We start from the raw sequence: 22,794 nt of genomic DNA, 5'->3' as shown, positions 1-22,794 counted from the left end.
GTCCGCTACGTTTCCCGGTAGCGGACAACTGTCCACTTCGCTTGTTGTCGTGGCACGGACGCGACCGCGTCCCTGCGCGCCCTGCCTTCACCCCTTCACGGAAGATGCCCCTGCCATGAAACTCCTCATCCTCGGCGCCACCGGCCCCACCGGCCGCCACGTCATCGACATGGCCCTGCGGTCCGGTGACTCGGTCACGGCCTTCGTACGCAACCCGGCGGCTCTGGACGACCTGGCCGACAAGGTCACGCCGGTCAGCGGAGACGCCACATCGCTCCGCGACGTCTCCTCCGCCGCGGTCGGGCACGACGCGATCGTATCCGCCCTCGGCAGGGGCAATTCCGTACGCGCCGACGGCCTCTTCACGCGCGCCTCGACGGCCGTGATCGGTGCGGCCGGGGAAGCGGGTGTCTCCCGGCTGGTGTGGCTGTCGTCGTTCGGTGTCGGCCACACCTTCGCCTGGTCGAGCGGCCCGCAGAAGCTGATCTACAGCACGCTGCTGCGGTCGATCTACGCCGACAAGGAGATCGCGGACGAGAGCATCCGCTCCAGTGGGCTGGACTGGACCGTGGTCTACCCGACCCGGCTGACCCACGGCCCCGCCAAGGGCACCTTCCGCGCGGACGACCGCCTGCCGATGAAGGGCAACCCGACGATCAGTCGGGCGGACGTGGCCGCCTTCATCCACCACGTGGCACGCGGCGGCGAGTGGATCCACCGCAGCCCAGTGATCACCGACTGACTCCCGACGCCGGTGCCGAGCCCCGGCGGGAAACTGCTGAGTTCGAGGTTCTCCAGTGGGGTGAGAAGCTGCACAGGGGCGCACCCAGCTCCCGCGCCAGATCGGTCAGGCAGCGCAGCCGGCTCTCCAGCGTCTCGTGATCCGGCCGCGCCGGGGCCCGACGAGGATGAGGACGCGGCGGAGGTCCTCGGCTGAGGATGAACAAGCCAGCCGGTCAGTTTTGGAGAAGTCACGCACGTCAGCGGCCCTCTAACATCAGAGCTCGTCCCACAGAGGGGACGCTGCGCGGATGGAGAATGTAATGAGCAATGACACGGGGTTCACGGTCGAGGAGCACGCCGCGATGAAGGAGCGCGCTCGGGAGGTGAAGACGGCCCGCCGCGGCTCCACCAAGACGGACGGCCAGAGTGAAGTGCTGGCGAAAATCGCCGAGATGGAGGCGGGCGACCGCGCCCTGGCCGAGCGGGTACACGCCCTCGTCACGGCGGCGGCGCCGGGGCTCGCGCCGAAGCTCTGGTATGGGATGCCCGCGTACGCGAAGAACGGCAAGGTCGTCTGCTTCTTCCAGTGCTCCGCGAAGTTCAAGGCCCGCTACTCCACACTCGGCTTCAGTGACCAGGCGAACCTGGACGAGGGTGCGATGTGGCCGGCCGCTTACGCGCTGACCGGGGAGCTGACGGCCGGTGATGAGGCGCGGATCTCCGAGCTGGTGAAGCGGGCGGTGAGCTGACCGGACTGCGCCGCGCCCGCACGCCGACCGGGGCTGCGGCGAAGGCGAGGGCGCGGCGCCCCATGCGGCGCCGACCACCGTCGTCTGGACCAATGAGGCCCAGACGACGACGCGCGCATCATCCCGCTCCCCGCGGCAGTTGTCGGGCGCCGGTTCGGGACGGGGCCAGGCGGAGCACGGTGCCCTCACCGTTGGCCGACAACGGCGAAGCGGCAGGCCATCCCCGGCAGACCGTCGGCGAACAGCGCGGGTTGGGCGCGGGGGACGACGCCGCAGGGCGGCCCGACCGGCAGGTCCTCCGCGTCTGTTCTGATTTCCCCCGTAATGAGTGAGATCGCCCGGAGCCTGCGGTGGCCGGTCTCCACGGTGAACAGTTCGTCCCCCGTCGAAGGCCACGTCCACGGGGTGGTCGAGCCCCTCGGCGAGCGGGGTGAGGGTGCCGTTGTCGTCGATGGCCACGATCCGGCCGGCGCCCGCCTCGGCGACGACGAGCGAGCCGTCCGGCCCCACGGCGATACCCAGAGGCTGCTTCAGCCCGGTTGCCCGGCTCCGCGTGGTCTTGTGCACGGGGTCGTAGGTGTGGACGTGCCGTACTGCGAGGTGAGGTGCAGCAGTCCGCGGCATGGGCCGCGCAGGATGAGCACGGCCAGCCCGTCCGCATCGAACCGCTCCGCCTGCTCCCAGCCGGTGGTCAGCAGGCTGATCTCGGACTCGTCCAGCGCGATGTCCCGCTTGGTCTCGGGTGTGGTCGCGGCGAGCGGCGTGATCACGACGATCGCGCCGCCCGTGCGCAGCCGTCGGCCGAGGTCACCCATGACCCGGCCGCGGGCGTACAGGAAGGCGTATGCGAGCCGGAGCGTGATCAGGTCGTAGCCGTTCTCGTGCAGTGGCTCGAGGCCGTCCCTCTCGATGTCCAGCCGCATCCAGCGCACGTCGGCCGGCTGTTCGCTGCCGGCGCGGGCGAGGGCGTGTTCAGCCCAGTCCACGGCATCGACCGTGTAGCCCATGGACGCCAGATGCACGGCCAGTTCGCCCAGACCGCAGCCGACATCCAACGCCCTGCCGCCCTCGGCGGGGGCGGGCACACGCTCGGCCAGCAAGGTTCGCTCGGCGTCCCCCACCGGCCGGAACCCCTCGCCACCGGCGAAGTGTGCATCCCACTCATCCTGTTTTGTGTATCCCAACGGGGAGCTCCCTTTGCGTCGATCGTGCACCGAGGGTCGTCGTCACACCTGCCCTCCCGATCCGGTGGGCGCGGATCACCTCGGCTGTCCCCGGACAGGTCACCAGCCGGTCGATGATCTCGGGTGGGAAGAACCGGAACATGATGCCCTCGGTGATGGGCAGCGCGTCGGGATCGCCGTTCCACCGGCCGATGAAGACCTGGACGCGGGTTTTTGTCCGGCCGTCCGGGCCGGTGCTGCTGATGACCATGAAGCGCTTCAGGCCGGGGATGGTCAGGCCGGCCTCTTCATGGAGCTCACGGGCGATGGTTTCCTCGAGCGTCTCGTCGCCTTCGCGGCCGCCTCCGATGAAGCTCCAGGTTCCCGGGTGGCAGATCCCGGGGATGTTGTCTCGTAGGTGAAGCAGGTACTCACCGGGGTCGTTGAGGAGCATGACAGCCGTGCTGGACGGCTCGGGGAGGCCGGAGGGGGGCTGTGCGTGATTCATCTGGTCACCGCCTTGGAGAGCATGGTCGGTTGCTGTGCCGGGCATGTGCATCAGCGCACGGAGGGGTGAGAAGTGCAATACCAGAAGATTCCCTCAGAAGGGCGCCTGGGTCCTGGTGCTCCAAGAACGGCCCTGATCGCACCCCGTAACGGGTGAGTGCTCCACTTGGCCGGTATGCGCGCCGCTCGGCGAGGGCGGGGCTTCTCGCATGAGGACAGCGGTCGGCTCCGCGTATCACCCAGTAGGTGAGGCAGCTGTGCTGAGCGTGTTGCCGGGAGTCGGGCCGGTACGGGTCAGGCGTTCGCGGGTGTCCATCGGATCCGCGTGCCGCACAGGGACACCACGATCGCCGAAGCGGCCACGACACCCAGGCCCCACACCAGGCTGCTGGAGTTCGCCACGAAGCCGATGACCGGGGGACCTGCCAGCAGGCCAGTCGTTCCCATGGCGGCGACCAGCGCCAGAGCGTCGGGGCCCCGCTTCGCCGCGGCGACATAGACGCAAGGGGTTACGGCCGCGATGCCGAGGCCGACGCAGGAGAACCCGATCAGGGCGGGTACGACACCGCCGCTCAGCAGGGCGAGGGCCAGCCCCGCCCCGGCCAGAGCGCTGCCGAGGACGACGACGCGCCCGTCGCCCCAGCGGGCGCGCCAGCCGTCGGCGAAGAGCCGGGCCAGCACCATCATGCCCGAGACGACGGCGATCCCCAGGGGGGCCAGCTCCGCCGAAGCCTTGGCGACGTCCGTCATGTAGAGGGCCGACCAGTCGTTGATGGCGCCCTCGGTGACGGTACCGAAGGTCATGGCGCAGCACATCCACAGGGTCATGCGGGTCGGCAGGGACCATCCGCCACGGCTTTTCGTCTCGTTCCGCTTCTCCTCGGCGGCCTCGTCCTCCGCCAGAAGCCCGGTTCGCGCGTAGGCGAACAGGAGCAGCAGGACGACGGCGGCCACGCCGAAGTGCACGGCGACCGTCGAGGTCAGCGCGTTCACGCAGGAGGCCAGGAGGGCGGCGAGCAGTGAGCCGCCGCTGAACGTGGCGTGCAGTTTGGCCATGGCGTTGCGCTTGTGCCGGAGTTCGAGCGCGGCTCCCTGCGCGTTCATGGCGACGTTCAGGCACCCCACGAGCACTCCGTCGCAGCACACGACCGCCAGGGCGACGGGGTAGTTCGGTGCCATGGCCAGGGCGATGAGCACCAGCGTCAAGCCCAGGGCCGACAGCAGTGCGAGGCGCTGTGAGCCCAGACGCCTCATCAGCACGGACACGAGGGGGAACGACACACTCGCGCCGACCCCCGCGGCCATCAGGAGGAAACCCACCTCCGCCGCCGTCAGGCCGAGGTCGGCCTTGATGGCGGGGATGCGCGACGCCCAGGTGGCGTACTGGAAACCGAGGGAGCAGAACAGCGCGGCGATCGCCAGTTGGCTCCGGTAGAAGGGATCTCGGACCCGCAGCATGTGCTTCAACCCAATTCCTCGTGCGATGACGTGCCACGCGCGGACACGCCGGACGGCATCGCCCTCGACATGTAGATGACGTCCGGGCCGTAACCGTCCGGGGGGACGACCTCCTGGTGGGCGGTGAAGCCACGCGCCGACCAGTACGTCGCGCTGCCCCCGACGGCGACCAGCGAGATCTGCTCGTAGCCGTGCGTCCTGGCCGACGCGGTGAGGTGGCCGAGGAGGCGCCGGCCCAGCCCCTGGCGCCGGAAGTTCTCCGCTATGACCAGGTCGTGCAGATGCAGATTGGTGGACGGGAACGCGGTGTCCTCGGGCCGGTCCAGTTCCGGGTACCGGTACATCGGATAAGGCAGCGCGAGCACATAGCCCGCGAGCCGGGGGCCCACCTCCAGCGCGCGGCAGGTGCCCGGCGACACGCGCGCCCGGGACTCGAGCGCCACCCGTCCCTCGGACAGGCCGAGGCCGGTGTAGACGCGGGACTCGAGTGCCGCGATGTCGTCCCAGTCGCGCTCGGCGATGTGGCGTATGCGCACCTCGTCGTTCATCCGCCACACACCCCCTTCCCGGACCCGACCGCGCCGCCGCCGTCGACACAGGTGTACGGGAGCGGGCCGAAACCGTTGAAGCCCCGGGTCATGTAGCTGATCGCGTACGCGCCACAGGACAGCACCCAGACCGGGTCGCCCGACGCCAGCGCCTCGGGCACCTGGACCAGGCCGTGCTCATGGGAGTAGGCGTCGTCGCTGTCGCAGGTGGGCCCGGCCACGACGGTGGGCACATGGCGGACGCCGGGGCCGCCGTGTGTGGGGAAGACGAGCGGGTACTGCAACTCGTCCATCTCGTACAGGCCGTTGAACTTCCCGCAGCTCAGGTACAGCCAGTACTGGCGCCGGCCGTCGGGGCCCCGCCGCGCGGACAGCCGGGACACATGTGCCCGGATGGCTCCTTGTCCGGCGACGAGGTAGCGGCCCGGCTCTACGATGAAGTCGAGGTGGTGTCCGCCGATGCCGCCGAGGTACGCCATTCCCTCCCGGATGACGGCGAACAACTTGTCGATAGGAGGGTCGAGCGGTCTGCCGTGTTTGTCGAGATACCCCAGGACAGGGAGGCCGCCGCCGAGGTTGACGTGGTCCAGGGTGATCCCGCGGCGGTCGAGGGCGGCCAGGACGTCCGCGAGGCGTTCGAAGGCGCTGCGCCAGGCTTCGGCCGTCATCTGCTGAGAGCCGACGTGCACGGAGAGGCCGGAGGGCGCCAGACCCAGCTTCCGCGCCGTTTCAAGGATGGTCAGCGCGTCGGCGGTCGAGCATCCGTACTTGTCGCTCAGCCCCCAGAGCGCTCCACGCGTATCGGTGGCGAGTCTGCAGAACACCCGGGCACCGGGGGCGTGTTCGGCGATCGCCGCCACGTCCTCCAGGCTGTCGGTCGCGAAGTCCCTGATGCCGAGCCGGTGGGCCTCGGCGATGTTCCGGTCGGACTTCACGGTGTTGCCGTAGTGCACTCTGCCGATCGGCACACCCGCGCGCACCGCCTGTTCCATCTCCGGGACGCTCGCCGCGTCGACCCCGGCGCCCGCCTCGGCCAGCCGGGCCAGCACCTCGTCGACCGGGCATGCCTTCATGGCGAAGCGGACGGCGACTCCGGGCAGCTCCCGGAGCAGGGACTCGTAGCGCTCCTCGATCCCGGTGAGGTCGAAGACGATCCGGTCGTCCCCGGTGGCCGCGAGCGCGGCGGACAAGGATGTCCCCAGTATGTCCGCGTGTGTCATTGTGGCCTTCGACCCGGACGTCCCGGAGCCTGCGCGAGTGCGGTGTCGCGGGCTGCCCGCACCAGCGGGTCCCACGCCTCGACCAGCAGGGCGAAGTCGGCGATGTCGCTCTGCGCCTCGTCGAGGAGACGCTCGCGGCGCGACGCGAGGAGAGCGGCGAACGTCGCGTATCTGCCGCCGAGCTTCCGATAGGCCGTCTCAATGGTGTCGAGGCGCTGGACGTTCTCCGCCCGGTCGAGCAGGGTGCTCTTTCTGGCCAACTCGGCGATCACGGACGCCCGCACCTGACCCCGGTCGTCGAGGAGGGACTCGCCGGCCGCGGCCATCTCGTCGTAGAGGAAGTTGAAGTAGAGCATCGACAGAAAGAACTTGGCGAACCGCATCTGGTAGGCCGTGAACCCCGGGTCGGTACGGCGCTCCCTGGTGTAGAAGTTCACGATGTGGCGGTTGTGCAGCACGCCGGGCAGCGCGGCGGCGTGGACCAGGTGAATGAGGAAGTAGTCGCTGCCGATGGTGTCGGTCGCGGGCGGCAGCGGCACTCGTTCGTGCACCTGATGGAAGCTGATGTTGCACATGTCCACCCGCATGGGGTCGACGACGGTCAAGGTCGTCCGGTCGCCGGTGAACGCGCCGGTCCCGGGCCCCTGGAAGGACTCGTCGACGAGTTCCCGCTTCTGCTCGTCCGGCCAGTGGCCGGGCGCCCACAGGCTGACCACGTCGTAGTAGACGTCCGGGTCGAGCCGACGGATCTCGTCGATGTCCACGGACAGCTCCCCCACGAAGGAGCCGCCCACCATCGCCACCTGCTTGTGAGTGTCCTCCTGAGCGAGCGCCGTCTCACCGACACCGTGCGCCGCGTCGGCCGCGCGCTTGCCGAGCGACATGAGCTCATGGTGGACGGGGAATACGGTCTCGCCGCGCAGCACCTGGTAGCGGCTGTCGGAGTCCCTGCGGTGGACGGACTCGCACCCGAGCGCCACGGCGATCAGGAACGCGCGGTTGGTGCAGGCACCGTAGGAGAGCCCGGCCGGAAGCATGAGGTCGAGCAGCAGCTCGGGCTTGGTGTGCCCGGTCCGGTGGATCACTTGGCGCAGGAAGTCACGCTGCTCCGCCTCGCCGAGGTGGTGCACGACGACGCCCGGCGCCCCGTGAGCGGCGCGCAGGGCCCGCGCGTGCTCCGCGAACGCGTCGGAGGAGTCCAGGACGAGCAGGTGCACCTCGACGTCGAAGTGTTCGGCGGCGTAGGCGGCCTCCTCGCCGATGGCGGTGACCATCGCGGGGCACGCCCGGTTGGTGGGAAGTGTCAGGCAGATGCTTCGCACGCCACTTCCCTGCCGCTCTGGTCACTCCGGGCGCTCTGGTTGACGTCTTTTCCGTCCCATGAAGTGAGGCCGAGTAGCCTGGCACCCAGGTCGTTCAAGGTGGCGGTGCCGTATCTGAGGGCTTCGGGCTTGTCGGCGTCGCCGAGCAGGGTGGCGTTCCAGGTCGGCGTGGTGAGGTGGCGCCATGACTCGATCCGTGAACGCCGCAGTTCCTCGTGCGATTCGAGAGCGGGCATCATCGAGAGGTACTGGACCGCCCGCACGCCGTTCTTCGAGGTGTTGGGCGCCACTCCGTGGGCCAGCAGGCCGTTCCAGATGAGCAGGTCCCCGGCCTCCAATACCGGTCTTACGATGGGAAGTTCACTCCGGTCGATCCTGGGCCGGATCGGATCGCGGTCGTCCGGCTGGAGCGCCCGCCACCGGTCGAACCGGCGGAACAGCTCGGGGCAGCACTGGAAGCCGCCGAGCTCCGGCTCGGTGTCATGAAGGGCGATGATGCCCTGGACCCGCTGCGGCAGCACACTGAGCGTCGTGTCGACATCCCAGTGGAGTTCGATGTCGAACCCCTTCTCGGTGGGGGCGATCAGGGCCCGGTCGCGGTTGCTGACGTTGGGCGGGTTCAGGTTGAGCCGGTCCAGGGTGACCCAGAGTTCCTCGCAGTCCCACACGTCCACGAACGCGTCGTAGACCCGCTGCGTCTGGCGGCTGTCCCAGATGAGCTGGTGGTGGTACGCCTCGACAAACCCGTAGATGTGCAGCTCCCGGTCCAGGTCGGACCGGTACTCGCGGTCCTCGTACCAGGTCTGGGGGCGGCCGGGGTCGAGCCCTTGGAAGTCCCAGCTGAAGTCCAGCAGTCGGCGCGCCGCCGAGGCGGGGATCGCCTGCTTCACCACGGCGTAGCCATAGGTCTGCCAGAAGGCGAAGTCATCCTCGGACAGCACCCTCAGCCGACGTGTCTTGGTGAGGTCCCGCAGCTGGGTCCGGGCCAGGTACGTCTCGCCGTCCGAGCTGAAGTACGGGACGTCCGAGGGGGACCGATGCAGGTAATGGTCGGGCTTTGGCATGCAGTGCTCCAAAACTGAAAACTCTCCGTCGCAGATCGCGAACATCACTGGTCCGCTGAGACTGCTGGTGACGAAGGCAGGACGGTGTCAGGCGCCGGAGCGTAGTGTCCCTCCGCTCCATGCTGTACTGACACCTTCACAAAAATGGACTAGACCAAATGCGTTGTCAACAAGTGAATTCCCTAGACCTGTTGACCGAAGCCACGATGGCCCCTTCTTGACACCGGCGATTCAACTGGGCAAGTATCCGTTGGTCTGGACCAAAGATCTTCGAAAGGCGTGGTCGATGTCTCCCAGCAAGCCCAGCAGGGACCTGCGAGGACTCGCGCTCTCCGTCCTGCAGCCGGGGTTCGTGGGCACGGAGGCACCGGAGTGGATTCTGCGTGACATCGGTAACGGCCTGGCCTCCGTCGTGCTCTTCGCCCGCAACATCGAATCCCCGGACCAGCTCGCCCGGCTGACCGCACAACTCCGTGCCGAGAACCCGTCGTTGATCGTAGCGATTGACGAGGAGGCCGGTGACGTCACCCGGATCGAGTCCACGACCGGCTCCACCCGCCCCGGCAACTTCGCCCTCGGGACAGTGGACGACACCGAGCTGACCGAGTCCGTCGCCGCCGACCTCGGCCGCCAACTGCGCGCCGCGGGCGTCAGCCTCAACTACGCGCCCACCGTGGACGTCAACTCCAACCCGGACAACCCCATCATCGGGGTCAGGTCCTTCGGGGCGGACGCCAAAGCGGTGTCCCGGCACGCCGCCGCCTGGATCAGGGGACTCCAGTCGGCCGGGGTCGCCGCCTGCGCCAAACACTTCCCCGGCCATGGGGACGTCGCCGTCGACTCCCACCACAGCCTGCCCAGTTACGACGCCGACCTCGACCAGATCGCCGCACAGGCCCTTCCGCCCTTCCGCGCCGCACTGGACGCGGGGGTCCGCGCGGTCATGAGCGGCCACCTCCTGGTGCCCGCCTACGACCCGGAGCTGCCCGCCACCCTCAGCCGCCGTATCCTCGACGGCCTGCTGCGCCAAGAGCTCGCTTTCGACGGACTGATCGTCACCGACGCCATAGAGATGGGGGCCGTCGCCGACGGCCACGGGATCGACGGGGCCGCGGTGCGCGCTGTCGCCGCCGGAGCCGACGCCATCTGCGTCGGCGGGGAGAGCGCCGAGGAGGCCACCGCCCAACTGCTCGCAGGCGCCCTCGTCGACGCCGTGGCCGCCGGGGACCTCGCCGAGGAGCGGCTCGCGGAGGCGGCGGACCGTGTCCGGGCGTTCGCCGAGTGGTCGACGGAGCTGGGCCGGGCCGCCCCCGCCGGTGCGGTCGACGGTGACATCGGCTTCGCCGCCGCCCGCCGGGCCATCCGCATGACCGGCTCCGTGCGGGAGTCGCTGCCCCTGGCCGCCCCGCCACACGTGGTGGAATTGGTGCCCGCCACCAACCTGGCCATCGGCAAGGAGACCCCCTGGGGCGTCGCGGCCCCGCTGAGCGAACGGCTCCCCGGCACGACCTCCGTCCGGATCCACCCGCAGCAGCTGCAGACGCGGGCCGCCACCCTGGAGGCGTCCGCGCTGACGCCCGCCTCCGGACGCCCGCTGGTCGTCGTCGTCAGGGACGCCTCCCGGCACACCTGGATGGGCGGCGCCCTGGCGGACCTCGTAACGGCGCGCCCGGACGCGATCGTCGTGGAGATGGGCCTGCCGGGCGCCATCGCCCCCGGCGCGGTGTACATCTCCACGCACGGAGCCACTGCCGCGTCCGGGGTGGCCGCGGCGGAGGTTTTGGCGGGTACGGACTGAGGTCTCACGTGCCACCGTGCGGCCGACAGCACAAGGTGGTACGTCTCCGGGTCGTCCTGCCGGACGAGCCGGAGAGTGTGTCTGGCACGGATCGAGCGGTGGACCACGCGCTGCCCCTTGCAGCAGCGAACGCGCGACGGATGAGCGTGACGCGTGGGGCCGGTCGGCTTCGACCCGCGTGACTACGAAGGCCTGCCCTGGGCCGACGGGCTGATGAGCTCGTCGGTGACCCTCCTGGGTGACGCTGGGCCAGCAGCGCACTGCGGCGGACGACGTCGCGTCCGTGTGCTTCGTACTCACGCCGGGCCAAGGGATGGCTGGGGCGTGAGCCGACGCCGATTCCTTCGGGCGGAATGTGTGCTGGGGCAGGCGGACGATCAGCGGCGCCGCAGTGACGGGTCGAGCAGCGCGGACGGAGTGTCGTCGCGTCAGGCGTGGAAGCGCCGGTACGGGACATCGCGGCCCAGGCCGGCGTCGGGGTGGGCACGATCTACCGCCACTTCCCGACGCGAGCGGATCTCATCATCGCGGTCTACCGGCACCAGGTCGAGGCCTGCGCCGAGGCAGGTCCGGCCCTGCTGGCGAGCAGCGCGACTCCGTACGCCGCACTGGGGCAATGGATCAACCTCTTCGTGGATTTCCTGGTCATCAAGCACGGACTCGCCGCCGTGCTGCAGTCCGACAACGCCGGCTTCGACACGCTGCACGCCTACTTCCTCGACCGCCTCCTGCCCGTGTGCACCCAGTTGCTCGAGGCCGCAACCGCTTCTGGCGAGATTCGATCCGATGTGGAGGCCTACCAGCTCATGCGCGGTGTCGGGAACCTCTGCATCGGCGCCGAGCACGACTCCCACTACGACGCGCGTCGACTGGTCGAACTCCTCATCGCGGGACCAGGCCGACCGCACTGACGATCGGCCAGGCGGGACCGTTATGTGGCGCCGGGCGCCGCCACGGTCAGCGCGTAGTCCACCCCGACCGTGAACTCTCCCGACCTGCCCCGGATTTTCAGCGTGTGCTCTCCGGCCTTCAGTGGGGGCAACTGAACCCACAGCCCGCATCCCGTCCCGGTGAAGCGGCCGCTCGCCTCGGTCACGGGGTTCCTGGGCGCGGCCGTCACCGTGATCGTCGTCCCTCGGTAACGGTCCGGACGGAGGTCCCGGCCGTCCAGGCTCGCCGTACCCGTGGCCGTTTCCATGAAATCGGCACAGTCCCCGGCGCCGCCCACGAGGTTGACAAGAGGAAACGCGACAGGGCGGCCGCTTGGCACGGTGCAGGACCGTTCGACCTGGCCGCCGAAGGTCCCGGCCAGAAACCACACGTCGTCCGGCTGGTTGCGGCGGCATGACCGTCCGTCCTCGTCGGCCACCGGGTTCGCTGACGTCTCTTCCGACGCCGCCCACGTCCACCATCGTCCCTGCAGGTCCGCGGGGGAAAGCCGGGTGGCGGCCGGTGCCGGGGGCGAGGGGGCTGACGACGACGGTACTGACGGCGAGGGCGCCGATGGCCGGTCCGAGTCCGCGGCCCGCGATCCGCCGCCACCTCCTCCTCCGCACCCGGCGAGCGCGACCACCGCCGCGGCGGCGATCCCTATCCATCCCGTCCGGCTGTTCATTCCCCGCTCCTCTCAGGCATCCGGAGATTCCCGACCAGTCGGCCAGTCCGCCAGTCCGCGCAGCCTATCCCGGCGTAGCGACGCACGGCGTGGCATCGGTGTCTGTCCAGAGCGGGCCATCCGCGCGATCGTCTGAAGCGTCAGGTGCCCAGGTGAACGGTGGCTCACCGCGCCGCTCCTGGGTGCCGTACTCCCGGTGTCCTTCCACCCCCAGGGAGTGCAACTCATGTCCTTCGCACGACAGACGAACGCACCGCAGACGAACGACTACGGCCGGATCCATGGCGGCGACGGGCCATGGCCGTCGTGAGCCCGCCCGGCCCGGGAGCCCGCCCGGCCCGTCGGCCCGGCCAATCGGGTCAGCCCTGCCGACCGGGTCAGCCCAGCCCGTGGCGCGCGGGATCCGGCCGGTGCACCCCCCGGGGCCGGTAGCCGAGCGCCTCGGCGACGCCGAGGTGGTCGGCCAGCAGCCAGGCGATGGCCAGCCACATCTCCGTCCCCTGAAGGCCGGGAACATGGGGTGCGCGGCCGCCGGGCTCCAGCGCGAAGGAGAACCCGGCACCGTCCTGCCACCGCCCCAGCAGCCGCTCCAGCTGCCCGCGCGCCCAGTCGCGGCCCTCGGCGATCCGGTGCCCCGTCTGCCGGGCGCACAGCCACAGCGGATGGATCACGTCGAGGACATCGCAGGCGTCGCCGCGGTCCGGGCCGAAGAACGCGCGGTCCCGGCTGTGCGCGAGCACCGTGTCCACGGTCCGCTCCGGGTAGGGAAGAGGCAGCCCGAACTGCGCGAACGTACCGCGGCTGGCCCGGTAGAAGCCGTTGACCGGCTGCCGCCACCGGTCGCCCGCGCCCGGCGCGCCCCACAGCCCGTGCCCAGGGTCGGCGCGGCTCAGCAGCCAGCCGAACAGCGCCTCGGCCGCGGGAGCGCGCAGCCCGAAACCGTCGAGGTCGCGCAAGACCGCGGTGCCGACCCCGTCCACCCAGTGGCCCGAGCGCCAGGCCCCGGTCCGCCACGGCAGCCCGTCCAGCCGGTCCACGAGATCGGTGGGCGCGAGGTCCTGCACGGCGCGCACGGGGTGGGCGAAGCGGGAGCCCAGCAGGTCGAGGGCGTAGCCGACGGACAGGATGTGGTACATCGCCGTGTCGTCGGCCAGGGACGGTGGACCGGCGCCGTACTCCGGGACCAGGCCTGTGTCCGGGTCCTGCAGAGAGCGCAGCCGCTCGGCGAGTTCCGCGCCGTCCGACCCCGGTGGGGGAGCGCCCAGCAGCAGATCCGAGATCTCCACGGCGTCGCACACCGCGCGCACCGTCCGGTCGGCGCCCGGACGGTCGGTCCAGCCGTCCCCGTCCCGGCAGCGGGCGAGGAGGTCCGGCGCCTGCTCGCGGGCGCGTACGGCGAACCGCTCCAGCCGGACATCCAGGGCGTCCGCCGAGCGCGGGGGCGCGCTGGCCGGCGCGTCCCGCCGGTCGCGCAGCCGCCGCGCCGGGTTCCCCGCGGCGACCGACCAGGGCGGGAGGTCCTTGGTGACCACCGCGCCCGCCCCGATCACACAGTGGTCGCCGATGGTGACCCCGTCGACGACCACGACGTGCGAGCCGATCCACACGTCGTCGCCGATCACGATCCCGGCCGAGGTGAGCGGCTGGCGGTGCACCGGACGGTCGGGCGCGAAGGAGTGGTTGAAGCCCAGCAGTGAGGTGTGCGCGCCCACCCGCACCCCGTCGCCGAGCCGGATCCGGCCGCGCGCCGTCGAGTAGGGATTGAGGGTGCAGTCGCGGCCCATGGTCACATCGTCGGCGACCACCGCGTGCGCGCCGATGTACGAGCGCTCGCCCATCCGCAGCCGGTCGGTGGACACTCCCGCCCACGGTGAGACGAAGACCCGCTCGGCCAACTCGACCTCGCCACCGCCCGCGGCGAGCCGCCGTTGGTGGTCCAGCTGCTCCGCGCGCTCCTCCTCGGTGGCCGCGCTCCAGAACTCCCAGGGGCGGTAGTCGTATCGTCCGGGCCGTGTGGGCTCATCTGCCATGCGTACCGGCCACCCTTTCCTGCCCCAGGCCCTCGACGTGCTCGACCGTATCCGACTCCGCCACCGAGCGGAAGCGGCAATTCCACAGGCGCAGCCCGCGGATCGGGGCGTGGGCACAGCCGCGGGCGAGCACTCCGCGGTGGAAGTCGCAGCTGAGGAACTCCTTGCGGAGATGGGTGACGGTGAGGTCGGCGAGCTGGATGTACCAGAACATCACCGGCATCGGCATGGGCGATCCCGGCTTCCGAAGCATTGTCATCCGGCCCCGCCCCGGTGGTGACGTACACGAGGCGAACGGACGCCACAACTCTCTCTACGGTCCGATCACCACACGGTGGACGCGGAAGGATGACGGTGCCTTCACCCTGGACGTCTCGGTGCCGGTCAACACGACCGCCGAAGTATGGCTGCCCGCCGCCACCTCCCGCGCCGCGTCCGGCATCACCCACGACGGGGCGACCTTCCTGCGCCTTGACGATGGCTGCGCCGTCTACGCCGTGGGCTCCGGCTCCTACCGCTTCACCGCTCCCTGAGGCCGGCGCTCGTCAGCCTGGCGGGGCGTGATCTCCGCGATCCGCAGCGCCTGCCTCGGAGGCGAAGAGCTTCGCCATGCCCGCCTCCATGTCCACGCGCCGGCCCGCGTCGGCCTCCCGCGCCGCGTACAGGGTGAGCTGTCGTGCCGCGGTCAGCGACGTGGCCATGTCGGCGAGGTGGTTGCCGATCGACTCGCGCTCCCGCGCGTAGGCCAGCGCGTCCTCCAACACCGCCCGGCCGACCCCGAGCGCACGGGAGGCGACCTGGAGCGTGCCGGTCTCCAGCCCCTTCATCATCTCGGCGAACCCCGTGCCCTCGACACCGCCCAGGACGGCGTCGGCCGGTGCCCGGTAGTCGTCGAAGGAGAGCTCACAGCTCTCCACACCCTTGTAGCCGAGCTTGGGCAGGTCGCGTGAGACGGTCCCCCTGGTGCGCTGGGGCTGCATCGGGGTCGGTCTTGCACAGCAGGACCTGGGAGCGGCGGGAGTTGGTGATCCAGGTCTTCGAGCCGCTCACCACACAGCCGTCCGCCTCCCTGCGGGCGACGGTACGCCTTGCCTGCAGGTCGGAGCCGCCACTGGGCTCGGTCAGTGCCATGGTGACCCGGATCTCGCCGGTGGCTATCTTCGGTGGATAGCGGCGCTTCCGCTCCTGCTCGTCCTCGGACAAGAGAGCGAGGGTGCTCATGCGGTGAGGCTCCTGGAAAACGGAATGGGTGCGGGCGGGCGGATCAGACGACGCGCTCGGCCCGGAGGGTGTCGATGTCGGCCGCGCTGTGGCCCCAGCCCGGCGAGGATCGTGTCGGTGTGCTCACCGACGGCCGGGACCGCGTCCATACGGGGGGTGACACCGGCCAGATCCACGTCCGGCACCAGCGCGGGCACCACGGCCCCCGGGATGCCCACGTCGCGCCAGCGGCTCCGGGCGCCCAGCACGGGGGTGGCCGAGGAACTCCCCGACGCTGTTCACACGCGCGTTGGCGATCCCCGCGCTGACCCACGCGCGCTCCAAACTCGTCCGGAAAATTTTCGGACTCGATAGCCCCAAGGGACCCATGTCGGCTGGAGTTGCCGACCGTGCTGCAAAGGCGCAGCTCGGAAGGCAAAGCTCAGAAGGTCATCAGTGGAAGCAGAGGAGGAAGTTCCTTCCGGAATGATTCCGGAAGAAAGCGTTGACGCTGTGTCAGTCTCGCTGCATACTCCGCAACGATCGTCGCCAGTCGGCGCGCAACCGTCGCCCGCCGGAACGGCCTTGCGGCGGGCGGCCCGTCGTCGATTGCGTGAAAACGTCCCTCACCCGAACCTGCGCAAGGAGGAAGAATGCTACGAAGCGCGCGCAACCGCTTACGGATCGCGCTCATCGCCGCGGCCACGGCCGCCATGGCGGCGTTCTCGGTGGCTCCGTCCCCGGCGGCCACGCCCGGGGAGGCACGAGGCGAGGCGCTCTGGGCCAACTGCCCCAATGGGTACGTGGGTCTGACGTACGACGACGGACCGAACCCCGCATCGACGCAGGCGCTGCTCACCGCTCTGCGGGCAGGCGGGGCCAGGGCCACCTTCTTCATCTGGGGACAGCACGCCGAGCAGTATCCGGACCTGCTCAGGGCCGAGCAGGCGGCGGGCATGTGGATCGCCAACCACACCGCCACGCACCCCCACCTCACCCAGATCGGCGAACCGGCCGCGTACAACGAGATCGCCACCGCGCAGAACACCATCCGGCGCATCACCGGACAGACGCCCACCCTGTTCCGGCCGCCTTACGGGGAGACCAATGCGCAGGTCAAGTCCGATGAGGCCCGCCTCGGGCTGACCGAGGTCCTGTGGAGCGTGGACTCCCGGGACTGGAACGGCGCCAGCACACAGCAGATCGTCCAGGCCGCCGCCACCATGCGGGCCGGCAGCATCATCCTCATGCATGACGGTGGTTACCAGAGCACCGTCGGCGCTGTGCCGCAGATCCTCAGCGGGCTCGCCGCACGGGGGCTGTGCCCCGGCCGGATCACCGCCGGAGCCGGCGGCGGCGCGGTCGTCACCGCTCCCTGAGCCCGTCCGCGCCACCCGTCGTCACCACGAGATCACTCCACCACGGCCGCCGGCGGGGTCCGGGGTGCCGGGGCGCGACCCGCGTCTCCGGTACCCCGGATGAAGCGACGGCCGCAGAAACCTTAACAAGACGCTACACACACCTCCTTCTTGTCGTATGTTGCACAGATGAGCTCACATGACCTTGAGCGCCGACCTCCTTCCACACCCGTCGGCAAGATAGACAGCGCGCTGGCGATACTGATCATCATCGGTATCGCCTATGGGTTCTACTGGCTGATCTCCAGCCTTGCTTCGTCCTACATAGGGTTTTTCACCTGACGCGCCGTGCTGCGGGCCTCTCCGCCAGGTAGTCTCAGTGATTGATACCGCGTTTCACTCACGGAGGCCGTATGACCTCGCCCGCCGCCACCTCCTCTGTTCTCGGGCCGGGCTCCGGCGCTCTGGACCGTGGTCTGGCCATACTCGATCACATGGCTGTGGCCCGCACATGCTCCACGCAGGATCTCGCCGCGGCGCTGGGGCTGAGCCGCAGTACCGCCTACAGGCTGGTCGACCGGCTTGTCGAGGGCGGCTGGCTTGCCGTGGAGCAGGGGAGTGGGCTCTTGCGGCTCGGCCCTTCGGCCACTCGATTGGCCTACGCGGCGGTGGGCTCCACGGATCTGACCGCTACGGCGATGCCGGTCATCTCCCGGCTGATGCGTGAGACCCGGGAGACGGCCAGCCTCGGGGTGCCGAACGGGGCGAACATGGTGTTCGTGCACCGCGAGCGCGGTCCGCGTCCGGTGGCGGTGACGAGCGAGCTGGGGGCGGGGCGGCCGCTGCACTGTACGTCGCTGGGGCGGGCTTATCTGGCGGCTCTCCCACAGCAGGTGTTGGAGGAGAAGCTGGGAGAGCTTGTGGCTTCGAGTGAGTCTCCGGTGGATGAGGACTCGGTCGGTGCACTGCGGAAGGTCCTCCAGGAGACGCGGGAGCGCGGCTGGTCGGAGGATCGGCGTGAGTTCGACGAGTCCAGTTGCTGCTGCGGCGTCGCCGTCTACGATCACACCGGCATGCCCGTCGCGGCGATCAGCGTTGCCGGAGTGGCGGAGCGCATGGAGCGGATCCTGAGTGAAGTGGGTCCGCTCGTGGCCGAGGCGGCCGCTGAGATTTCGGCGGGCCTCGGCCACGTGCGGCGCTGAGCACACGGCCCGTGCCGCCCGGGGAGGGGCGGCACGAGCCGTGTGCTCTGGGGGTCAGCGCGTCCGGACCAGGATGCTGTGATCCTCCAGACGGTGGGCGCGTACCCATTCCTCGTCGACGGTGACCCCGATGCCGGGGCCGTCGGGATGGCCACCGTGCCGTTCTCCGGTATGAAGGGGGGTTGCGAGGACGCCTTCCCGCAGGGGGTTCTCGCCCCGGTCGAATTCGAAGATCAGCGGCTCCCCGCCGGCCATGCCGAAAGGTGCCCGGGGCACCGCCGACAGCAACTGAAGCGTCGCGGCCTGAACGACCCCGGTGCCCCACCAGCAGCGCGGGGACAACCGCAGGTTGAAGGCCGCGGCGAGCTGGCGGATGGCCTGGGCCTCGGTGAAATCGCCGCATTTGGCCAGGTCGGGCTGGACGATGTCGAAGCGGTGCTCGGCGATGGCGCCCCGGAAGCCGTAGCGGGTGTAGAGGCCTTCGCCACCGGAGAGCGGCAGGTGCGCATCGCGCAGTTCGCGCCAGCCGGCGCTGTCCTCGGGCGGCAGCGGCTCCTCCACCCAGTACGGGTCGAGGTCGCGCAGCCGGGCCAGGGAACGGCGGACGGTCGCGACGGTGGCGTTCGCGTTGTAGTCGACGATCACCAGGCCGTCGTCGCCCATGGCCGCGCGGGCGGCAGCGGTACGCTCCCGGTCCTCGCCCGGGGAGAGCCCGATCTCACCGAGATCGCCTTCCTCTTCGCCGAGATCAGGACCGAGGGCGGCCATGAGGGCCTGGGCTTCAGCTACTCCAAGCGCGCCGGCGGGCCCGCCATCTACGCTCACGCCAAGGAGATCGTCCCCGAGCTGATCGGCGAGGACCCGAGCGACACCGGCAGGCTGTGGAACAAGCTGGTGTGGGCCGGTGCCTCCATGGGGCGCAGCGGCGTGGCCGTCCAGGGCATCGCGGCCCTCGACACCGCTCTGTGGGACCTCAAGGCGCGGCGGGCGGGTCTTGCCGCTCGCCAGACTGCTGGGCGCACACCGCGACGCGGTGGACGTCTACAACACGAGTGGCGGCTACCTGTCGATGCCGATCAACGAGGTGCTGGAGAACATCGACCGGGCCCGGGCCCGGGCCCGCGGCGTCGGCGGCATCAAGCTCAAGGTCGGCTCGCCGGATCCGTCGGTTGATCTCAAGCGCGTCGAGGCGGTGCGTGAGCACCTCGGCGACGATGTTCCGCTGATGGTCGACGCCAACCAGCAGTGGGACCGGATCACGGCGACCCGGGTCGGCCGGGAGGGGCACGCCGCCCTCGCGGCCACGCTCGACACCCCCATCGCCACCTGCGAGAGCCTGACCAGCGTGGGCGAACACGGGGCGCTCATCGAGGCGGGATCGTCCGACTTCGTGCAGCCCGATGCGCCCCGGGTGGGCGGCATCACCCCCTTCCTGCAGATCTCGGCGCTCGCCGACCACAGAGGCCGTGCCCTGGCGCCGCACTTCGTGATGGAGATCCATGTCCATCTGTCCGCGGCCTATCCGCGCACGGCGTGGGTGGAGCACTTCGAGTGGCTGGAGCCGATGTTCAACGAACGCCTTGAACTGAAGGACGGCCGCATGATCATCCCGGACCGTGGCGGACTCGGCCTCTCCCTCAGCGAGCAAGCCGCCGCATGGACCACGGAGTCGGCGGTGTTCGGCAGCGGCGCCTGAGGAACGGGAGGTGCGAGGTCAGGGCGCCGCTGCCACGAGGCCGCGTACGCGGGCGGCAACCGGCGGCTCGCACCCCTCCAGTGCCTTCTCCAGTCCGTCCCGATCGGTGAGGGGGCGCATATTGACGAAGTCCCGCGCCCAATCCGGTGCCGCGCCGCAGTCGGCGACCAGGACCTGAACGGCCTGGCCGGCAGGCAGCAGGTCGAACCAGCGCAGCCCGAGCGTGGCGAGGCCGGCGGGGGTGGGTTGCCCGATCAGCCGAAGCCGCGCCAGGCCGCCGTCGGGGTAGATGTCGAGCTTGACGTGGGTGACGGGGCGGGAGGGGCAGGAGACGTCGATACGGAAGCGGTGCCGGGTGTCCCGCTGCAGCCGGGTGCGCGGCAGCAGGTCGAACCATGCCTTGGGGTCGCCCGGGTCCGCGTCCATGGCGTCGATGCCCCGCAGCCGGGCCGAACCCGGTGAGTTCCCGATGAAATACGAGGTGTCGATGGCGGCTTGGGTGAGGTGTCCCCGCGTGGCGAGTTCGACGGTCATCCAGTCGTTGCCGCCACCGCGGCGTCGGCGGGTTTCCCATCCGTCGCCCATCACGCGGGGGAGTCCCGGGGAAAGCACGTTGTTGGGCGGGGAGTAGAAGCGGTCACTGGCGTCGACGACGCGGCCACCGTTCTCCACCGCGGCCAGGTCCCAGGCCGAGCCGGTGAGGAACCGCGGGTCCGGGACCACGCTTCCGTGTACACGCAGCCGGGCCACCCCGCCGTCGGGGTGGATGTTGAGGCGGACATGAGTGAAACGCATGTCGGTGTCGACGTCGAAGCGGTGTTCGGTGTCTCCGCGCAGAGGGCTCAGCTGAACGATCGGCAGCCACTCGGCTTCTTCGAGTTCGGCCGGCGTGGGGTAGCCCTCGGCGGCGCATGCCTCGAGCGAGCAGGACTCCGGGTAGTTGCCGGTGAAATGGGCCGTGTCGACGACGACACCGCGGATCACCCCGGGGGCGCCGAGGCGGACGATCGCCCAGTCGTGGTCGCCCTCCTCGTATTCGGGCCGCCGGCGTCGGGTTTCCCAGCCGTCCATGATCTGGCCTTTGTGCCCGAAGGTGTGCGGCTGGAAGACGGGTGCCGCGGGGCGCAGCAGATTCTCCTTCTCGGCGAAGAACTCGTCGTTGGCCGCGATCACACCGCCGCCAAGGGCACGGGCGGCGAGGTCGGGAAGCTGGGTGAGGTCGCTCATGTTCTCTCCTCGGGTGACGGAACCATGCGCTGGGGCCTCCCGGCGGCGTTGACGCGGCCACGGAGCACGCACGCCGCCGGGAGGGATGATGTGGGGGGAGGGGGAGCCTGCTCCCGAAGGGTCACCCGAGAGTCACCCGAGGCCCACGCGGAGCGCCGTCGGGGCGTGGCCGGGGCTGGTGGCCAGTTCCTCGAACTCGGTGATGTTGTCCAGCTCGGTGCCCATGGAGACGTTGGTGACGCGTTCGAGGATGACTTCGACGACCACCGGCACCCGGTGCTCGGCCATGAGCTTTTTGGCCTCGTCCAGAGCGGGCGCGATGCGGTCGGGCTCGAAGACGCGGATGGCCTTGCAGCCCAGCCCTTCGGCGACCTTGACGTGGTCGACGCCGTAGCCGCCCACCTCGGGGGCGTTGACGTTGTCGAAGGACAGCTGGACGCAGTAGTCCATGTCGAAGCCGCGCTGGGCCTGGCGGATCAGGCCGAGGTAGGCGTTGTTGACCACCACGTGGAGGTAGGGAATCTGGAACTGGGCACCGACGGCGAGTTCCTCGATCATGAACTGGAAGTCGTAGTCGCCGGAGAGGGCGACGACGGTGGCGTCCGGCTCGGCCGTCGCGACCCCCAGGGCGGCGGGCACGGTCCAGCCCAGCGGTCCGGCCTGGCCGGCGTTGATCCAGTGCCGGGGATGGTAGACATGGAGCATCTGCGCGGCCTGGATCTGGGAGAGCCCGATCGTGGAGACGTAGCGCGTGTCGCGCCCGAACGCCCTGTTCATCTCCTCGTAGACCCGCTGCGGCTTGACCGGCACTTGGTCGAAGTGGGTCCTGCGGAGCATGGTGCCCTTGCGCTGCCGACAACTGTCGGCCCAGTCGCCGCGGTCCCTGAGGACTCCGGCGGCCCTCAGCTCCCTGGCCGCCTGGACGAACAGTTCCAGCGCGGGCTTGGCGTCGGAGACGATGCCCAGGTGCGGGGCGAAGACGCGGCCTATCTGGGTGGGTTCGATGTCGACGTGGACGAAGGTGCGGCCCCGGGTGTACGTATCGAGGCCGCCGGTGTGGCGGTTGGCCCAGCGGTTGCCGATGCCGAGGACGAAGTCGGACTCCAGAAGGCCGGCGTTGCCGTAGCGGTGGGAGGTCTGCAGACCGACCATGCCCGCCATGAGGGGGTGGTCGTCGGGGATGGTGCCCCAGCCCATGAGCGTGGGCACCACCGGCACCCCGGTCAGCTGGGCGAACTCCACCAGCAACTCGCTCGCGTCGGCGTTGATGACCCCGCCCCCGGCGACGATCAGCGGCCGCTCGGCGGCCTGGAGCAGTTCGATGGCCTTGTCGATCTGTGCTCTGGTGGCCGACGGCTTGTACACCGGCAGCGGCTCGTACGTCTCCGGGTCGAACTCGATCTCGGCCATCTGGACGTCGATGGGCAGATCGATCAGGACCGGCCCGGGCCGGCCCGAGCGCATGAGGTGGAAGGCCTGCTGGAACGCGCCGGGCACCTGGGCGGGTTCGAGGACGGTCATCGCCATCTTGGTCAGCGGTGCCGCGATCGAGGCGATGTCGACGGCCTGGAAGTCCTCCTTGTGCAGCTTGGCCACCGGCGCCTGGCCGGTGATGCACAGGATCGGGATCGAATCGGCGCTCGCCGAATACAGACCGGTGATCATGTCGGTGCCCGCGGGGCCGCTGGTGCCCACACAGACGCCGATGTTCCCGGCCCTGGCGCGGGTGTAGCCCTCGGCCATGTGGGAGGCACCCTCCACATGCCGGGCGAGGACATGAGTCAGGCCGCCGTTCGTGCGCATCGCGGAGTAGAAGGGATTGATCGCCGCACCGGGCAGGCCGAAGACATGGGCGGTGCCCTCACGCTTGAGGATCTCCACCGCCGCCTGGGCCGCGGTCATACGAGCCATGAG

At 70.0% G+C, this 22,794-nt stretch carries 19 protein-coding genes and 5 pseudogenes; 10 read left to right on the top strand and 14 right to left on the bottom strand.

The genetic code is table 11. The annotated features are described in order from the left end of the window. Positions 1-115 precede the first annotated feature (115 nt). Both PV419_RS03955 and PV419_RS03950 read left to right on the top strand, forming a co-directional pair. Positions 116-742, top strand: coding sequence for an NAD(P)-binding oxidoreductase (locus PV419_RS03955; protein ID WP_319686250.1), 627 nt, complete (start codon positions 116-118; stop codon positions 740-742). A 301-nt stretch (positions 743-1,043) separates the two neighbouring features. Next, a complete protein-coding gene (locus PV419_RS03950) occupies positions 1,044-1,472 on the top strand; it encodes a DUF1801 domain-containing protein (RefSeq protein ID WP_319686249.1) in 429 nt (142 codons plus the stop codon). 118 nt (positions 1,473-1,590) lie between these two features. Here the strand turns inward: PV419_RS03950 and PV419_RS53145 are convergent. The 7 genes and pseudogenes from PV419_RS53145 to PV419_RS03910 all read right to left on the bottom strand — a co-directional run bounded on the left by PV419_RS53145 (position 1,591) and on the right by PV419_RS03910 (position 8,754). Next, a pseudogene (locus PV419_RS53145) lies at positions 1,591-2,656 on the bottom strand (methyltransferase domain-containing protein). After that, positions 2,634-3,089 (bottom strand): NUDIX hydrolase, encoded by a 456-nt coding sequence (locus PV419_RS03935; RefSeq protein WP_319686248.1) that lies wholly within the window; start codon positions 3,087-3,089, stop codon positions 2,634-2,636. Before PV419_RS03935 ends, PV419_RS53145 begins: the two are co-directional and overlap by 23 nt. Before the next feature lie 347 nt (positions 3,090-3,436). Continuing rightward, the gene (locus PV419_RS03930) at positions 3,437-4,744 is read right to left on the bottom strand and encodes an MFS transporter (protein WP_415925236.1); all 1,308 of its coding nucleotides are present in this window, start codon (positions 4,742-4,744) and stop codon (positions 3,437-3,439) included. Beyond that, a pseudogene (locus tag PV419_RS03925) lies at positions 4,717-5,148 on the bottom strand (GNAT family N-acetyltransferase); the annotation flags it as partial. The pseudogene PV419_RS03925 and the gene PV419_RS03930, both read right to left, overlap by 28 nt. Next, positions 5,145-6,368, bottom strand: coding sequence for a type III PLP-dependent enzyme (locus PV419_RS03920; RefSeq protein ID WP_319686246.1), 1,224 nt, complete (start codon positions 6,366-6,368; stop codon positions 5,145-5,147). The pseudogene PV419_RS03925 and the gene PV419_RS03920, both read right to left, overlap by 4 nt. Continuing rightward, positions 6,365-7,690: a DUF6271 family protein gene (locus PV419_RS03915; protein ID WP_319686245.1), complete on the bottom strand. Its 1,326-nt coding sequence runs from the start codon at positions 7,688-7,690 to the stop codon at positions 6,365-6,367. Before PV419_RS03915 ends, PV419_RS03920 begins: the two co-directional genes overlap by 4 nt. After that, positions 7,672-8,754: a phytanoyl-CoA dioxygenase family protein gene (locus PV419_RS03910; RefSeq protein WP_319686244.1), complete on the bottom strand. Its 1,083-nt coding sequence runs from the start codon at positions 8,752-8,754 to the stop codon at positions 7,672-7,674. Before PV419_RS03910 ends, PV419_RS03915 begins: the two co-directional genes overlap by 19 nt. A 286-nt stretch (positions 8,755-9,040) precedes the next feature. On the opposite strand from PV419_RS03910, the gene PV419_RS03905 reads away from it, so the two are divergent. Together PV419_RS03905 and PV419_RS03900 are read left to right on the top strand one after the other, a co-directional pair. Further along, the gene (locus PV419_RS03905) at positions 9,041-10,552 is read left to right on the top strand and encodes a glycoside hydrolase family 3 protein (RefSeq protein WP_319686243.1); all 1,512 of its coding nucleotides are present in this window, start codon (positions 9,041-9,043) and stop codon (positions 10,550-10,552) included. Between the two features lie 422 nt (positions 10,553-10,974). Beyond that, positions 10,975-11,463: pseudogene (locus PV419_RS03900) on the top strand (TetR/AcrR family transcriptional regulator); the annotation flags it as partial. Positions 11,464-11,483: 20 nt separating this feature from the next. On the opposite strand, the gene PV419_RS03895 reads toward PV419_RS03900, so the two are convergent. The 3 genes from PV419_RS03895 to PV419_RS03885 form a co-directional block, all read right to left on the bottom strand. Further along, positions 11,484-12,167, bottom strand: a complete 684-nt coding sequence (locus tag PV419_RS03895) for a signal protein (RefSeq protein ID WP_319686242.1) — start codon at positions 12,165-12,167, stop codon at positions 11,484-11,486. 377 nt (positions 12,168-12,544) lie between these two features. Beyond that, entirely contained in the window at positions 12,545-14,197 is a 1,653-nt protein-coding gene (locus PV419_RS03890; RefSeq protein WP_319686241.1) for an acyltransferase, read from the bottom strand. Further along, the gene (locus PV419_RS03885; RefSeq protein WP_319686240.1) at positions 14,187-14,411 is read right to left on the bottom strand and encodes a hypothetical protein; all 225 of its coding nucleotides are present in this window, start codon (positions 14,409-14,411) and stop codon (positions 14,187-14,189) included. Before PV419_RS03885 ends, PV419_RS03890 begins: the two co-directional genes overlap by 11 nt. Here PV419_RS03885 and PV419_RS03880 point away from each other — a divergent pair. After that, a complete protein-coding gene (locus PV419_RS03880; protein ID WP_319686239.1) occupies positions 14,398-14,730 on the top strand; it encodes an alpha-L-rhamnosidase C-terminal domain-containing protein in 333 nt (110 codons plus the stop codon). The genes PV419_RS03885 and PV419_RS03880 overlap by 14 nt on opposite strands. 54 nt (positions 14,731-14,784) lie before the next feature. On the opposite strand, the pseudogene PV419_RS03875 reads toward PV419_RS03880, so the two are convergent. Then, a pseudogene (locus PV419_RS03875) lies at positions 14,785-15,382 on the bottom strand (acyl-CoA dehydrogenase family protein); the annotation flags it as partial. A 668-nt stretch (positions 15,383-16,050) separates the two neighbouring features. On the opposite strand from PV419_RS03875, the gene PV419_RS03870 reads away from it, so the two are divergent. The 3 genes from PV419_RS03870 to PV419_RS03860 all read left to right on the top strand — a co-directional run bounded on the left by PV419_RS03870 (position 16,051) and on the right by PV419_RS03860 (position 17,957). Then, positions 16,051-16,776, top strand: coding sequence for a polysaccharide deacetylase family protein (locus PV419_RS03870; RefSeq protein WP_319686238.1), 726 nt, complete (start codon positions 16,051-16,053; stop codon positions 16,774-16,776). A 168-nt stretch (positions 16,777-16,944) separates the two neighbouring features. Further along, positions 16,945-17,097 carry a hypothetical protein gene (locus PV419_RS03865; RefSeq protein ID WP_319686237.1) on the top strand — a complete coding sequence of 51 codons (153 nt, stop codon included), beginning with the start codon at positions 16,945-16,947 and terminating at the stop codon, positions 17,095-17,097. A 71-nt stretch (positions 17,098-17,168) separates the two neighbouring features. After that, positions 17,169-17,957: an IclR family transcriptional regulator gene (locus tag PV419_RS03860; RefSeq protein ID WP_319686236.1), complete on the top strand. Its 789-nt coding sequence runs from the start codon at positions 17,169-17,171 to the stop codon at positions 17,955-17,957. 54 nt (positions 17,958-18,011) lie between these two features. Here PV419_RS03860 and PV419_RS03855 read toward each other — a convergent pair whose 3' ends face one another. Then, entirely contained in the window at positions 18,012-18,782 is a 771-nt protein-coding gene (locus PV419_RS03855) for a mandelate racemase/muconate lactonizing enzyme family protein (RefSeq protein WP_319686235.1), read from the bottom strand. Between PV419_RS03855 and PV419_RS03850 the strand changes: the two are divergent. Beyond that, positions 18,684-18,896: pseudogene (locus PV419_RS03850) on the top strand (enolase); the annotation flags it as partial. The gene PV419_RS03855 and the pseudogene PV419_RS03850 overlap by 99 nt on opposite strands. Positions 18,897-18,951: 55 nt before the next feature. Next, the gene (locus PV419_RS03845; RefSeq protein WP_319686234.1) at positions 18,952-19,653 is read left to right on the top strand and encodes a mandelate racemase/muconate lactonizing enzyme family protein; all 702 of its coding nucleotides are present in this window, start codon (positions 18,952-18,954) and stop codon (positions 19,651-19,653) included. Between the two features lie 18 nt (positions 19,654-19,671). On the opposite strand, the gene alc is transcribed toward PV419_RS03845, so the two are convergent. Beyond that, complete coding sequence (gene alc / locus PV419_RS03840; RefSeq protein WP_319686233.1) at positions 19,672-20,880, bottom strand: allantoicase; 1,209 nt, start codon at positions 20,878-20,880, stop codon at positions 19,672-19,674. Between the two features lie 132 nt (positions 20,881-21,012). Further along, positions 21,013-22,791, bottom strand: a complete 1,779-nt coding sequence (gcl, locus tag PV419_RS03835) for a glyoxylate carboligase (protein WP_319686232.1) — start codon at positions 22,789-22,791, stop codon at positions 21,013-21,015. Positions 22,792-22,794 lie beyond the last annotated feature (3 nt).

It is taken from the genome of Streptomyces sp. ME19-01-6, from assembly GCF_033793745.1.
Lineage (GTDB): Bacteria > Actinomycetota > Actinomycetes > Streptomycetales > Streptomycetaceae > Streptomyces.
This window is presented reverse-complemented; position numbering and strand designations above follow the sequence as displayed.